Here is a 13,466-nt window from a genome sequence, read left to right on the forward strand (position 1 = left end):
GGCCTCGCTACTCCTAGGTAACGAGGCCTTTGACTCAAATCAATATAAATTATACGTTTACGTGACGTTCGGCGTGGTAGCTAGAGCGTACCAGTGGGCCCGATTCAACGTATTTGATACCTCGTTTTTCGCCCTCTTCCTTATACATCGCGAAGGTGTCGGGGTGAATCCATTCAATAACTTCGTGGTGCATTTTTGTAGGCTGAAGGTATTGGCCCAGCGTCAGAACGTCCAGTCCATGAGCGACCAGATCATCCATAGCTTTGAATACTTCGTCCTGCGTTTCGCCCAAACCTAGCATAATGCCCGTTTTGGTACGTTTGCCAAAGTCTTTCGTCCGTTTGATTTGCTCCAGACTCCGCGAATATTTCGCCTGAGGACGTACGGGGCGATACAGACGTTCTACCGTCTCCATATTATGGGAGACCACTTCCTGTCCGGCAGCAATCATACGCTCCAGAGCAGCCCAGTTTCCTTTCGTATCAGGAATCAGCGTTTCAATCGTTGTGCTGGGGCTTAATTCTTTCGTCAGGCGAACCGTCTGATACCAGATTTCAGCTCCCCGGTCTTTCAATTCATCCCGGTTTACAGAAGTCAGAACGGCATGCTTCACACCCATGATCTTAATGGCTTCGGCTACGCGACGGGGTTCGTCCGCATCATATTCGTTGGGACGTCCGGTTGCTACTGCACAGAAGGTACAGGAACGCGTACAGACATTACCCAAAATCATAAATGTAGCCGTACCCGCTCCCCAACACTCACCCATATTCGGACAGTTTCCTGACTGACAAATGGTGTGGAGTTTATATTCATCTACAACTTGCCGCACGTTGCGGTATTCCGGACCGGTGGGGAGTTTCACTCGCAACCAGTCGGGTTTGCGGGTAGAGGAACCTGGCTTGTTCTCGCCTTTGGTGCCTGTACCGGGTTTTGTTATTACGGGTAGCTCAATCATCCCAATATCAATTGCTGATTTGATAAACAGTGGGGTCTATCAAAAGATGTACAAAGGTAATGAGCTAACCTGTAATGACGATAAAAAGTTGCGTTTGATAAAAGAATGAAGCTTTTCACTTGAATTGTGAGGGCGATAACCCCGTGAAGAAAGATGAGTTAGAAAGAATAACTTACCTTTAATGGCATTTTTAGGAAAAGTGAGAGAAAAGCTTTTCGGAAAATACGTCTCATTCATTCAATTAAGATAACAGTTACAGGCATGGCAACGGCTACCATTACGTATTTAGGACAACTTCGCACGCAGGCTACACACGTAAGATCTGGCTCAGAAATTATTACGGATGCCCCAGTGGATAATCACGGAAAAGGAGAGGCATTTTCTCCCACTGATTTAGTTGCTTCGGCTTTGGGTTCCTGCATGTTAACCATCATGGGAATCGTTGCCCAGCGGGACCAGGTGGATATTACCGGGACGCAGGTAGAAGTTACGAAGAGTATGGCTGAAAATCCCCGTCGAATCAGTGAGATCGCTGTTAAACTGATTGTTAAGACGAGTCAGCCCCTAACTGAAACTCGTAAAAAGAAGCTGGAAAACGCCGCCTTAACCTGCCCCGTAGCGGAAAGCCTTCATCCCGACCTAGTGAAGGCCGTTACGTTTGAATTTGTTGTGTAGAGTTTGGCGTTTTGAGTTTAAATGTTGTGCCGCTGCCGTCGTGGCGGCTCCATAGGGGCAGTAGTGCTTGGGGATTCTGTCTGTCATCATATCCTATAAGAAAAAGCCGGAATCATCTGTTTGATTCCGGCTTTTTTCATGCCGCTGCCAGCGGAAAAGCTGGCAGCAATCGGTTTAATTCTTTATGGAATGCGTTTAGACCTAAAGTCACTGCTGCCAGCTTTTCCGCTGGCAGCGGCCACGATGCTAGAAGATGCTGTTTAGTATCTACAACTTAAGGAAAAAGCCGAAATGATCACTTCATTCCGGCTTTTTCTTTAAGTAATACTGAAGGTTTTAATAACAAAATCCCAACACTTATTTACGACTTAACACTGATTCTCCCCACCAGGCTTGCTGGATTTTTTTATTTACTTCTACATTAGGGAAAATACCACGGAATAACTCCGCTCCAGGACCATAAGCAAAGACAGGAACAGGATTGGCAGTGTGGTTCGACCAGATGAATTTACCTTCTACCTTACCATTTCTCCAGTCACCGCCCGTCAGGCATAAGCCGCCCGTTTCGTGGTCAGCAGTGACAATAACCAGCGTTTCGCCATCTTTCTCGGCAAAGTCGAGGGCAGCTCCTACGGCTTTGTCAAAATCAAGCGTTTCGGTGAGGAGGTAATCCAGATCGTTGGCGTGGCCAGCCCAGTCAATTTGAGAACCTTCGGCCATCAGGAAGAAGCCATTATTATTCTTCGAAAGGATTGATAACGCTTTCTCTACTTCCTGACGAAGCATTTCACCGCGACCTTCTCTAACTTTTTTAGGGTTTTCGCGGGCTGTGAACGCTACCAGTTTTTTACCTTCCAGTTTCGTAAAATCACCAGAAGTATCCGCTACCGAATACCCTTTGTCTTTGAAAGCCGCTAGTAAGTTTTTCTGGTCTTTACGTTCGGTAAAATACCGCATCCCTCCACCAATGACTACATCAAGATCGGACGTAACCATATCCTCGGCGATGGCTTCGTGTTTGGACCTTGAAGATTGATGAGCGTAAAAATCTGCTGGTGTAGCATCCGTAATATCGCACGTAGTGACAATACCGGTTGACAGTTTTTTCTTCTTCGCCAGTTCGGCTAACGTTACCTGAGGACGGTTCGAAGAATCCACCGCAATAGCTCCGTTTTTCGTTTTGACACCCGTAGCCAGGGCCGATCCTCCCGCACCCGAATCCGTGATGAAATCCTTAACCGGGTGTGTCGTCGACATCCCCATGTAAGGAAGACGATTCATATGAAGAGAGCCTTTATTGGCAATTTGAGCAGCATAAACGTGATTAGCTCCCATACCGTCGCCAATCAGTAAGATTACATTCTTAGGTCGTTTGGGCGTAGTTTGAGCAAAGCTCGACACACAGGCGGCCATCAGTCCTAAACAGAGAAGTGCGTAACGATTCATAGATACTAAAGAATAATGTTTCGAATTGCAAAATTCCACTATTTCCTGAACCTCACGGCGGCTCATCATGTCAATAAATTGTTAATAATAGCGACCTAAATATCATAAATTGATAAATAGAAGAATAGTACCTGAATGCTTTGCAAACCAATAGCTGAGGAGTAATGCTTATTTTATGTAAATTGATTTTTGATCATAAATAAGAATTCGTTTGTGATTTACTAATTAATAACCTGCCCGCTTTTAGAAAACTAAATATTAAGTTAAAAACATGGAAAAATAAAAACCATTAATTTTATTTGTTGGAGTCAATCCTCGAATGTCCTTCATTTCACCACCTTAATCCTATGCTCACACCACCTATCCAACTACTGTTGTAGGCTTAAGTCCTACTACTTAACATTGTTTTAAGTACAGATGCTAGTCCTCCTAAAAAATTGACCTTCTCTCATTGAAGATAAATTTATTCTTTTACCTATCCTGATAAATATCCTTTATGAATCGGTTGTCCGCCTGGTTTGCTATACTCTTATGTATAGTCAGTCTCTCCACGTCTGCCCAACGCTTTAAAATTAGTAAAGTAACAGTTGATGATCTGGCCGCCAAGTATTATCCTCTGGATTCCGCCGCTGAAGCGGTAGTTCTAGGAGAGTATGGGTCCGTAGAAATTACGGATAATGATATTAAAGGTTATTATGCGGTACATCGACGAATTCGACGCATTAAAATCCTGAAAAAATCAGCTTATGATCGAGCTACGATATCGGTTCATCAATACCGTAGGGGGGCAGATAGTGAGGAAGTAATTCGCAATATTAAAGGAAAAACGTATTGGCTGGAAAACGGGGAAATTAAATCCGAAGACCTGAGCAGATCAGCCATCTTTACTTCCAAAACTAACAAAAACTTTTACGAGACGAAGTTCACGCTTCCCCATGTACAGGAAGGTTGTATTATTGAGTATGAATACGATCTGATGTCAGACTTTATTTTACAGCTTCCGTCCTGGGATTTTCAAACGGATATTCCTATCAAGTATAGTGAGTATTATGCAACCTTTCCTCCCAAATTAGGCTATCGGGCGGTCTTCCAAAACCCGGTTGATCTGGTGATTAAAGAATATTCTGAAAATCCCAATACGGGAACATTTATGCGGTATGCGGTGAAAGATCAACCGGCTTTACGGCCTGAACCCTACATCACCACGATAGATGATTATACCACACGTTTGCGTTTTGAGCTGGTTGAAGCAATGGTTAATGGCCGGATACAGCGGTTTAGCCAAAGCTGGCTGGATGTCGATAAAAAGATGGCTACCGACGATGAAGTGGGTAGTTACATTCGGAAAACTACATTCCTGAAAGCAGTGGCTAAGGAAATCAAAAGTAAGTACTCGGATACGTTGTCAATCATCAAGGAAGCCCACCGGTATATCCGTACAAACATGACCTGGAACGGGCACGTAAGTTACTGGTCGGCCAGCAGTCCCAAAACCATCTTCGAGCAAAAGACGGGTAATTCGGCGGAGATCAATCTAATCCTGATCGGTTTGATTCGGGAATTAGGTTTTGAGGCCAGCCCCGTGATTCTCAGTACCCGCTCGAACGGAGCTGTATTCATGGCAATTCCTATGATTTCTTATTTCAACGATCTCGTTGGGATAACGAACATTGGAGGAAAAGAAGTGCTTTTAGACGCAACGGATACGTTTCTTCCCTTGGGCGTTTTACCAGATCGTTGTCTAACCAGAATTGGACGTATTGTAGATATTAAACATGCCAATTGGGTTTACCTCAAACCCACCTTAACTCGACAGGTAAAAACGCTTCAATATACACTCGATGAATCTGGTTCAGCCAAAGGATCTATTTCCTATAGCTGGCAGGGTGAGCTTGCTTGCCGTTACCGGAATGCTATTCAAAAATCGGGGATTAAGAAGTTTGGGAAGGAACTAATCAAGCAACCTTCTGCTGAAGTAGGCGAAAGCAAAGTTGAAAACGCTACGGAAATCGACAAACCCCTGATTGTAACTACAGAGGTTTCTTACGAAGAAACCTTTAATAAAGCGGGCGATCGTATTTACTTAAGTCCCGCCTTGGGGGAAGCACTTTCCGTTAACCCCTTTAAATACGAAAAACGAATGTATCCTGTCGATTTTGGTAACCCTAGTGAAGAAGTTTTCATGGCCAATATTAAAATTCCGCAGGGATATGTAGTGGAAAGTTCGCCTGCAACTCAGGTCATAGCATTGCCAGAAGATGGAGGCCGATTTACCTATCAGGTTCAGGTGCATGGAGAGGATATTATTAATGTTGTTACTCGTTTGCAGCTTAAAAAACCTATTTATTCTTCTGAAGAATATCCTTATTTAAAGAAGTTAATGGATATGGCCATTGCAAAAAATGGAGAACAAATTATTCTCAAAAAGAAATAATTGAATAGGGTTAAAAATCTGGTTATGAAAAGGGTATTATTTTTATTACTTCTGTTTCCGCTGAGCCTTTTCGCTCAGACGTATTCCGTAGAGTCCATTCCGGCTGATTTACGAAATGAAGCCTCTGCCGTGATTCGTTTGCAGGAAGAAAGTTTCGAGGTTTTAGCGGTAGGAGAAGCCGTTAAACGCATACATACGGTTGTTACCATTCTGAATGAAAAAGGAGATAAATATGCTACTGAAGAAGTATATTACGATAAGCTGAGCCGTGTTAAAAACTTTGAAGGTAAGTTATATGATGCGAATGGAAAGGAAATAAAACGACTAAGAAAATCGGATATTCTTGATGTTTCATCTCATTCAGATTATTCACTGTTTGACGACAATAAAGTAAAGCAGGCTGACTTTAAGTACGCTAACTATCCGTTTACCGTAGAGTTTGATTACGAATTAGTTTCTTATAATACTTTATTTTACCCTTACTGGATTCCGCAGCGAGACGAAGAGCTTGCCATTGAAAATTCAGCTTTCACGGTAATCGTTCCGGCTACGCTGGGATTACGTTTCCGGGAAATGAATGGGGTAGGAGCGGTTCAGAAATCAGAGAAAGATGGAATTCAGACGTATCAATGGCAGGTTAAAAATCTGAAAATCAGAGAAGAAGAGCCATACGTTGATTTTTATGCTTCCTGCGGGCCTGCCGTATTGACAGCTCCCAATCAGTTTGACATGAAAGGTAACAAAGGCTCGGCGGCAAGCTGGAAAGAGCTGGGGCAGTTTTTCTATGACCTGAATGTGAATCGTGATGAGTTACCCGAACCCGCTAAGGCTAACGTTTTGAAGGTAGTTGGAACAGAAACCGATCCACTGCGTAAAGTAGAAAAACTATATCAGTATTTGCAGCAATCTACCCGATACGTAAGTATTCAATTGGGCGTGGGGGGCTGGCAGAGTATTCCGGCGGCAACAGTGGTTGAGAAAGGCTATGGAGATTGCAAGGCTCTTTCCAACTACATGAAGGCAATGCTGAAAGTGGCTGGAGTGACTTCTTACACCGCTTCGGTTTCGGCGAGTTCTATTGATGTTTTGACGGATTTCCCGTCGGCCCGCTTTAATCACGAAATTCTGTGTGTACCACTGGCGAAGGATACCCTTTGGCTGGAATGTACGAGTCAACACGCCGATCCGGGTTATATGGGCAGCTTTACGGGTAATCGACATGCCTTGCTGGAGACGCCGCAGGGTGGGGTACTAGTGAAAACGCCTTCCTACCAGCAAGCCGAAAATGGGCAGTATCGTACCATTGAAGTATTCCTGGATAAAGAGGGAAATGCGACAACAAAGATGCTTACCCACTATTCAGGAATTCAGCACGATGATTATCGCTCTGCCACCGAATCGATGGCTGGGGAGACGCTGAAACGCTGGAAAATTCAACGGATGCGTCTGGCCAGTTTTGATCTGAATGACTTTGCCTTTGAAGTGGGCAAGCCCGTAAAGAGAATTCCTTCGATTACTGAAAAATTGAGTCTGACGGTTCGGAAAAGTGCGACGATGAGTGGTAATCGTATGTTCCTGTCAGTTAATCAGTACACACCCTGGACGCTAATTCCTAAAACCCTTTCCAATCGTCAGCATGAAGTGGTATGGACGGTGGGTTTTACGGATGCCGATACGGTTACCTATCATATTCCCGAATCTTATACGCTGGAAGCCTTGCCCGAACCTGTTAAATTGGAAACGGAATTTGGTACTTATACTGCTCAGACTGTTAAAAAGGGCGAGACTATCGTCTATACCCGGCGGCTGGAAATGCCTCGGTTTCGTAAACCCGCTTCTGCTTACCCTAAATTCGTAGATTTTTGCAAGAAAATAGCTCGGGCAGATCGCTCACAAGCGGTCTTTGTGAAGCAATAATCACTCCTTAATTAGAACAAAAAAGCCGAAGCTGTAGTATTAGCTTCGGCTTTTTCATTCGATGTTGCAGGTGCCTTCAGCTAAGTAATGAGCAGGAAGTGTATCCTTCCCCGGGTTTGTAAAGAATTTAGAAAGGGTTAAAATAACCAGATGAAAAATCGCACGCAGCGTGAAATTGGACGTATAGGCATGAACTTTTTTGCACAAGAGGATCAGTAGAGAATATACCTCAATGGGTAGTAAGTACAGGTGAGGTTAAGTAATTAATAAAAATACTGTAACTATTCCAACAAAATATTTAATCATTCAATGAAATATTTGGTAAGTTCGTAAAGAAACGCATTCTTTGCATAGTACAAAATATCACGGCAAAGTACAAATACGAGCTGTTCCCCGCTTGACCCTTATGTATATCAACGCGATAAGTAGCTATCTGCCGGAGCAAGTTGTTACCAATGAACATTTTGCCCGACTGAATGGATTGTCTGACCAGTGGATCGTGGAGCGGACGGGCATCCGAGAACGTCGGAAAGCTGCCCCTCACGAAAACACTAACACGATGGCCGTTGAGGCCGTTCGTCAGGGCCTAGCCCTTTTACCTTACCCAGTACAAGAAATTGATTTGATTGTAGGGGCTACATACACCCCTTATGATACGATTGTCTCACTGGCTCACGCTGTACAGCACGACCTGCAGATTCCAGATATTCCGGTTCTGTCGGTTTCTACGGCCTGTTCGTCTTTATTGAATGCGATTGAAGTAGTGCAAGGCTACTTCTGCATGAAAAAAGCGACCAAAGCTTTAGTGGTCGTGTCGGATAATAACACTGCTTACAGTAACGAATCTGATAAAGTAGCTGGTCACCTCTGGGGTGACGGAGCCGCGGCTCTGTTCATGTCCAGTGAACGGGTTTCTGATTCTGATCTGAAAGTGGTCGATATTCTGACGGGCGGTGCGGCTACGGTTGGCAAGGCTCTGGAAGGTGTAGTATTGCGACCCAATGATGAAGGTTTCGTAATGCCCAATGGCCGCGATGTCTTTATTCATGCTGTTCAGTACATGCCCAAAGCCAGTCGTCAGATTTTGGGCCGCAATGGCCTGACGATGGAAGACGTGGACTGGGTATTGCCTCATCAGGCCAATTTCCGAATCAGTAAGAAAGTAATGGAGGAATTAGGACTTCCCATGGAAAAACTTCTATCTAACATTCAGTACTTGGGTAATACCGGTTGTGCGGGCTGTGCCATTGGTCTCAGCGAAAACCGTTACCGATTCCAGAAAGGAGACAACATCGTAGTGACTACCTTCGGAGGTGGTTATTCGTACGGTGCCATGTTGGTGGCAGTTGAATAACTCTACGTTATTTCCTAGCAAAAAAAGGCTAGTCCAATCTGTGGACTAGCCTTTTTGCTGTATTGTCAAGCAATGATTGCTTAAAATTTCATAGTCAGAACCCGATCCCGGGAATTGTCGTAAGCGTCCACCGATACCGAAAGACTGCCAGGGGCTTTGGTTAAAAAGTTATAGGTATCAATCTGATCCCAGAATTCACTTTTTTCCTGACCAAAATCAATGGTCTTGCTGGCTCCTTCGTAACTGATAACGAGGTAATAATGCTTGGAACGAGGAGTAATATCCGCGAATTTCTTATACACTTTTTCGTGTTTCCATTCCATAGCCTGAATGGCCTTGGGTTCGTCCACCGTATTTTTATCCTTCTTGTTGAAAGCCGAGAAAGTGTCATACATGGCGTACGCCGCAAAAATCAGCACAATTAGCGGCATGAACTTCATCCAGATGTCTCCGTTATCTTTTCTGCCTTCATTATCGCCTTTGCCACCGAACATTTTTCCACCCCCAAAACCTGGAATGGACATTTTCTTACGCTCACGGTGGACAGGGCGGTAATACGGATTATCTTGCTGGTTTTGGCTCATAGTGAAAATGAAGTAGGGGTTATGGTGTCTATTACAGAACGTTAGTAAGCAAACTAACGTTTCAAAGTAGTCGTAATTTCAAAGCTTACTTTCCTATGATACAGCACTAGGGTTTTGTATCAGGCGGCAAATTACAACGAATTTTTTAGTTTGAAAGTTTCATGCCTCAGGGCTTCGGTTCAGAAAAGCTGTCAATTTGTCGCTTTGATATAACGTTTTGACCACTTTCGACTCTAAACTGTATTTAGGAATCGTTTTTTTGTTTTTGGGTAAAAAGAATGAAGTAAATTTGCATTCTACCTATTGTTGTACCCCGGTTGGGGTTTCATGTAAATCCGCTTAACCTGGCCGGATTATGAAAGAGCAGCTCGGTAAAACGGCTGACTAACCACGAATAACGGTGCATTAGCACATAGCTATGTTTAAACTCATCACCAAAATTTTCGGCACTAAGTCCGATCGGGATCTAAAGGAATTATATCCCTACGTAGGAAAAATTAATGCCGAATTTGCCAAATTAAGAGAGTTAACCGATGAGCAGCTTCGTCAGGAAACGGCTGCTTTGAAGTCTATTATCAAGCAACAACTGGCTCCTATCACCGACCAGGTTGATAGCATCCGTCAGCGAATTGAATCCAATCCAGATCTGGACGTTAATGAGAAAGACTCGCTCTTCAAGCAAATTGACGCTCTGGAAGTTCAGTCTGATCAGAAACTTGAAGAAGTATTATTAGAAATTCTGCCCCGTGCTTTCGCTATTGTGAAAGAGACGGGTCGTCGTTATACTGAAAACGGTGAACTGGTGGTAACAGCTACCGTTCATGACCGTTTTGTTGCTTCCCGCAAATCAAATGTGGTGATTGAAGGGGAGAAAGCTACCTGGAAAAATACCTGGAACGTCATGGGCCAGCCCATTACCTGGAACATGATTCACTATGACGTACAGTTGATTGGTGGGGTAGTGTTACACCAGGGTAAGATTGCAGAAATGGCTACCGGGGAAGGTAAAACGCTGGTTTCTACCTTGCCTTCTTTCCTGAATGCCCTGGCCGGTAAAGGGGTTCACATCGTAACCGTCAACGATTATCTGGCGAAGCGTGACTCCGAGTGGAATGCTCCTCTGTTTGAATTCCACGGCATGACGGTTGATTGTATTGATCGTCACGAGCCTAACACGCATAGCCGCCGCAATGCTTACCTGGCGGATATTACTTACGGTACCAATAACGAGTTTGGTTTCGATTACCTGCGTGACAACATGGCTCGCAGCCCGGAAGAACTCGTGCAGCGAAAACACCATTATGCCATGGTCGATGAGGTCGATTCCGTCCTGATTGACGATGCCCGTACGCCTCTGATTATCAGTGGACCGATGGTGAAAGATAATGATGTTCAGGAATTTGAAGTATTAAATCCCCGTATTTCCCGACTGGTAGAAGAGCAGCAGAAACTGGTTCAGGGTTTCTTGACCGAAGCTCGCCGACTAATTGCCGCTGGTAATACCAAAGAAGGGGGGTTGGCTCTGTTCCGGGCTCACCGTGGGTTACCTAAATACAAGCCTCTGATTAAATATCTGAGTGAGCAGGGGAACCAGGCAGTGATGCGGGCGACCGAAAACGAATACTTGCAGGAACAGGGCAAACGCATGCCCGAAGCCGATGCTCCCTTGTATTTCGTGATCGAAGAGAAAAACAATTCGGTTGAACTGACGGAAAAAGGGATCGACGTAATGACGGCAAATAATGAAGATCCTAACTTCTTCATTCTGCCTGACTTGTCAGTTGCCCTGAATAAAATTGAAAAATCGGATCTTTCTGAAGTAGAAAAAATTCATAAGAAAGACGAGATTATCCGTGATTACTCAATCAAAACCCAGCGTATTCACACCGTCAACCAGTTATTGAAAGCTCACACGCTGTTCGAGTTGGATGTGGAATACGTAATCATGGACGGAAAAATTAAAATCGTTGATGAGCAAACGGGCCGGATTATGGAAGGCCGTCGTTACTCGGACGGTTTGCACCAGGCAATCGAAGCAAAAGAGCGGGTTAAGGTGGAAGATGCCACCCAGACTTACGCTACGGTAACGCTTCAGAACTACTTCCGTATGTACCACAAACTGTCAGGGATGACAGGTACGGCTGAAACGGAAGCAGGCGAGTTCTGGCAGATTTACAAACTCGATGTCGTTTCGATTCCTACCAATCTTAAGATTTCGCGGAAGGATCAGGAAGACAAGGTATACAAAACGGTTCGTGAAAAATACAATGCAGTAGTACAGGAGATCGACGAGCTTGTGAAGGCGGGTCGTCCGGTACTCGTAGGTACTACTTCCGTTGAAAACTCGGAAATCCTGAGCCGTCTGTTACGGATGCGTGGAATCAAACACCAGGTACTGAACGCGAAGCAACACCAACGCGAGGCTGAGATTGTAGCCACGGCGGGTCATTCACAAAACGTAACGATTGCGACGAACATGGCCGGTCGGGGTACGGATATTAAGCTGACTCCCGAGTCGAAAGCCGCGGGTGGTCTGGCCATTATCGGTACTGAGCGTCACGAATCTCGCCGGGTGGATCGTCAGTTACGCGGTCGTGCCGGTCGTCAGGGTGACCCCGGATCGTCTCAATTCTTCGTATCACTGGAAGATAACCTGATGCGTCTGTTCGGTTCTGAACGGATTGCGAAGGTAATGGACCGCATGGGTATGGAAGAAGGAGAGGTAATTCAGCACTCCATGATTACTTCGTCCATCGAACGGGCTCAGAAGAAAGTAGAAGAAAATAACTTTGGTATTCGGAAGCGTCTGCTGGAATATGATGATGTCATGAACTACCAGCGGGAAGCCATTTACAAGCGTCGTAAAAATGCTCTGTTTGGCGACCGACTGGCTCTGGATATTGCCAACATTACCTATGACGTTTGCGAAGAACTGGTTTCCAATAACCCTAGTTTCGAAGAATTTGAACTTCGCGTAATCGAAACACTGGCGATTCAGGTTCCTTTCACCAAGGATGAATTTGTTCGTCTGAAGCCTGAGCAACGCACGCAGCAGTTATATGCCGCGGCAGAAGGACATTACCAATCGAAAGGAGCGGACATCGCTCGTCGGATGCAGCCTTTCTTCCAGGACTTATTCGAAGCCAACCAGGGCAATGTGAATGAAAATTCAGTAATTGGATTGCCTTACACCGATGGCGAGCACGTGATGGGCTTCCAGGTGAACTTCCTGAAAGCACTGAACAGCGAAGGACGTGAGGTAACTCGTGAGATTGAGAAGAACATTGCTTTGACGGTAATCGATCAGGAGTGGAAAGAGCACCTTCGTGACATGGATGATCTGAAGCAATCCGTTCAGAATGCGGTGTTCGAACAAAAAGACCCGCTGCTGATTTACAAATTCGAGTCGATTGACCTGTTCAAGCAGTTCATTAATAAAGTAAACTTTGACATTGTTCAGATGTTGATGCGTTACGATGTTCCTGAACTTCACGTAGAACAGCCACAGGTTCCGCAACCTCCCCGTCGTCCTGAACCACAGCCTCAACTGCAATTAAGTAAGGATGATGTCAGTGGGCTTACGGGTGGCGATGGTCCTTCGGTAGAAGAACTGGAGGAAATTGAGGTGGTAGAACGTCCGCGTCAGCAGCCCATTCGCGTGAACAAAATTGAACCTAACCAACGGGTATCCGTTCAGTACAGCGATGGTCGCATCGAGCGTGATGTGAAATATAAGAAAGTAGAGGAAGATGTTAAACGTGGTATTTGTGTCGTAATCGACTAATGCTGTGTTGAGTTTAGGGTGTTGTGCGTAGAGTTCTCGCACTAACCTATCTTTTGCAAAAGGTCAGCCTGCTTATAGTAGGCTGACCTTTTTGTTTATGGTAGAGACGATTTTATTACTAGTGATTCGTTTTCATCCCCCGACCAGACGCTCCGGCCCTGGTTGGTGTGTTCACCAACCATTACTAAAAGCCTAGTGGTTGGTGAAGACACCAGCCAGGGGGGGCTATACATAAAAAATAATCCTGATAATCCGAGTCAACGGTTACTATCCTTATATCAGGTAGAGACGCGATTGATCGCGTCTGGGTAAGA

The 13,466-nt window shown here is 44.9% G+C and carries 8 protein-coding genes; 5 read left to right on the plus strand and 3 right to left on the minus strand.

Annotated features, from left to right (window positions below):
- Positions 1 to 49: 49 nt before the first annotated feature.
- Entirely contained in the window at positions 50 to 958 is a 909-nt protein-coding gene (gene lipA / locus QE390_RS15660) for a lipoyl synthase (RefSeq protein WP_106635023.1), read from the minus strand.
- A 261-nt stretch (positions 959 to 1,219) separates the two neighbouring features.
- On the opposite strand from lipA, the gene QE390_RS15665 reads away from it, so the two are divergent.
- On the plus strand, positions 1,220 to 1,633 hold the full coding sequence (locus QE390_RS15665; RefSeq protein ID WP_106635022.1) for an OsmC family protein: 414 nt from the start codon (positions 1,220 to 1,222) through the stop codon (positions 1,631 to 1,633).
- Positions 1,634 to 1,990: 357 nt separating this feature from the next.
- On the opposite strand, the gene QE390_RS15670 is transcribed toward QE390_RS15665, so the two are convergent.
- On the minus strand, positions 1,991 to 3,079 hold the full coding sequence (locus QE390_RS15670; RefSeq protein ID WP_157830181.1) for an alkaline phosphatase: 1,089 nt from the start codon (positions 3,077 to 3,079) through the stop codon (positions 1,991 to 1,993).
- A 496-nt stretch (positions 3,080 to 3,575) separates the two neighbouring features.
- On the opposite strand from QE390_RS15670, the gene QE390_RS15675 reads away from it, so the two are divergent.
- The 3 genes from QE390_RS15675 to QE390_RS15685 all read left to right on the plus strand — a co-directional run bounded on the left by QE390_RS15675 (position 3,576) and on the right by QE390_RS15685 (position 8,784).
- Positions 3,576 to 5,513: a transglutaminase domain-containing protein gene (locus tag QE390_RS15675; RefSeq protein WP_307142828.1), complete on the plus strand. Its 1,938-nt coding sequence runs from the start codon at positions 3,576 to 3,578 to the stop codon at positions 5,511 to 5,513.
- Between the two features lie 24 nt (positions 5,514 to 5,537).
- The gene (locus QE390_RS15680) at positions 5,538 to 7,430 is read left to right on the plus strand and encodes a DUF3857 domain-containing protein (protein WP_307142829.1); all 1,893 of its coding nucleotides are present in this window, start codon (positions 5,538 to 5,540) and stop codon (positions 7,428 to 7,430) included.
- A gap of 406 nt (positions 7,431 to 7,836) precedes the next feature.
- The gene (locus QE390_RS15685; RefSeq protein ID WP_307142830.1) at positions 7,837 to 8,784 is read left to right on the plus strand and encodes a 3-oxoacyl-ACP synthase III family protein; all 948 of its coding nucleotides are present in this window, start codon (positions 7,837 to 7,839) and stop codon (positions 8,782 to 8,784) included.
- A gap of 80 nt (positions 8,785 to 8,864) precedes the next feature.
- Here QE390_RS15685 and QE390_RS15690 read toward each other — a convergent pair whose 3' ends face one another.
- On the minus strand, positions 8,865 to 9,368 hold the full coding sequence (locus QE390_RS15690) for a hypothetical protein (RefSeq protein ID WP_106635017.1): 504 nt from the start codon (positions 9,366 to 9,368) through the stop codon (positions 8,865 to 8,867).
- Positions 9,369 to 9,786: 418 nt separating this feature from the next.
- On the opposite strand from QE390_RS15690, the gene secA reads away from it, so the two are divergent.
- Positions 9,787 to 13,152 carry a preprotein translocase subunit SecA gene (secA, locus tag QE390_RS15695; RefSeq protein WP_307142831.1) on the plus strand — a complete coding sequence of 1,122 codons (3,366 nt, stop codon included), beginning with the start codon at positions 9,787 to 9,789 and terminating at the stop codon, positions 13,150 to 13,152.
- Positions 13,153 to 13,466: the final 314 nt, after the last annotated feature.

Origin of the sequence: Siphonobacter sp. SORGH_AS_1065 (assembly GCF_030818595.1) — a bacterium.
Classification (GTDB): Bacteria; Bacteroidota; Bacteroidia; order Cytophagales; family Spirosomataceae; genus Siphonobacter.

What these genes read in the sequence shown, in the direction of transcription:
- QE390_RS15680 (WP_307142829.1), top strand. Translation starts at nt 5,538, where the DNA reads ATGAAAAGGGTATTATTTTTATTACTTCTGTTTCCGCTGAGCCTTTTC.
- QE390_RS15690 (WP_106635017.1), bottom strand. Translation starts at nt 9,368, where the DNA reads ATGAGCCAAAACCAGCAAGATAATCCGTATTACCGCCCTGTCCACCGT.
- lipA (WP_106635023.1), bottom strand. Translation starts at nt 958, where the DNA reads ATGATTGAGCTACCCGTAATAACAAAACCCGGTACAGGCACCAAAGGC.
- QE390_RS15665 (WP_106635022.1), top strand. Translation starts at nt 1,220, where the DNA reads ATGGCAACGGCTACCATTACGTATTTAGGACAACTTCGCACGCAGGCT.
- QE390_RS15675 (WP_307142828.1), top strand. Translation starts at nt 3,576, where the DNA reads ATGAATCGGTTGTCCGCCTGGTTTGCTATACTCTTATGTATAGTCAGT.
- secA (WP_307142831.1), top strand. Translation starts at nt 9,787, where the DNA reads ATGTTTAAACTCATCACCAAAATTTTCGGCACTAAGTCCGATCGGGAT.
- QE390_RS15670 (WP_157830181.1), bottom strand. Translation starts at nt 3,079, where the DNA reads ATGAATCGTTACGCACTTCTCTGTTTAGGACTGATGGCCGCCTGTGTG.
- QE390_RS15685 (WP_307142830.1), top strand. Translation starts at nt 7,837, where the DNA reads ATGTATATCAACGCGATAAGTAGCTATCTGCCGGAGCAAGTTGTTACC.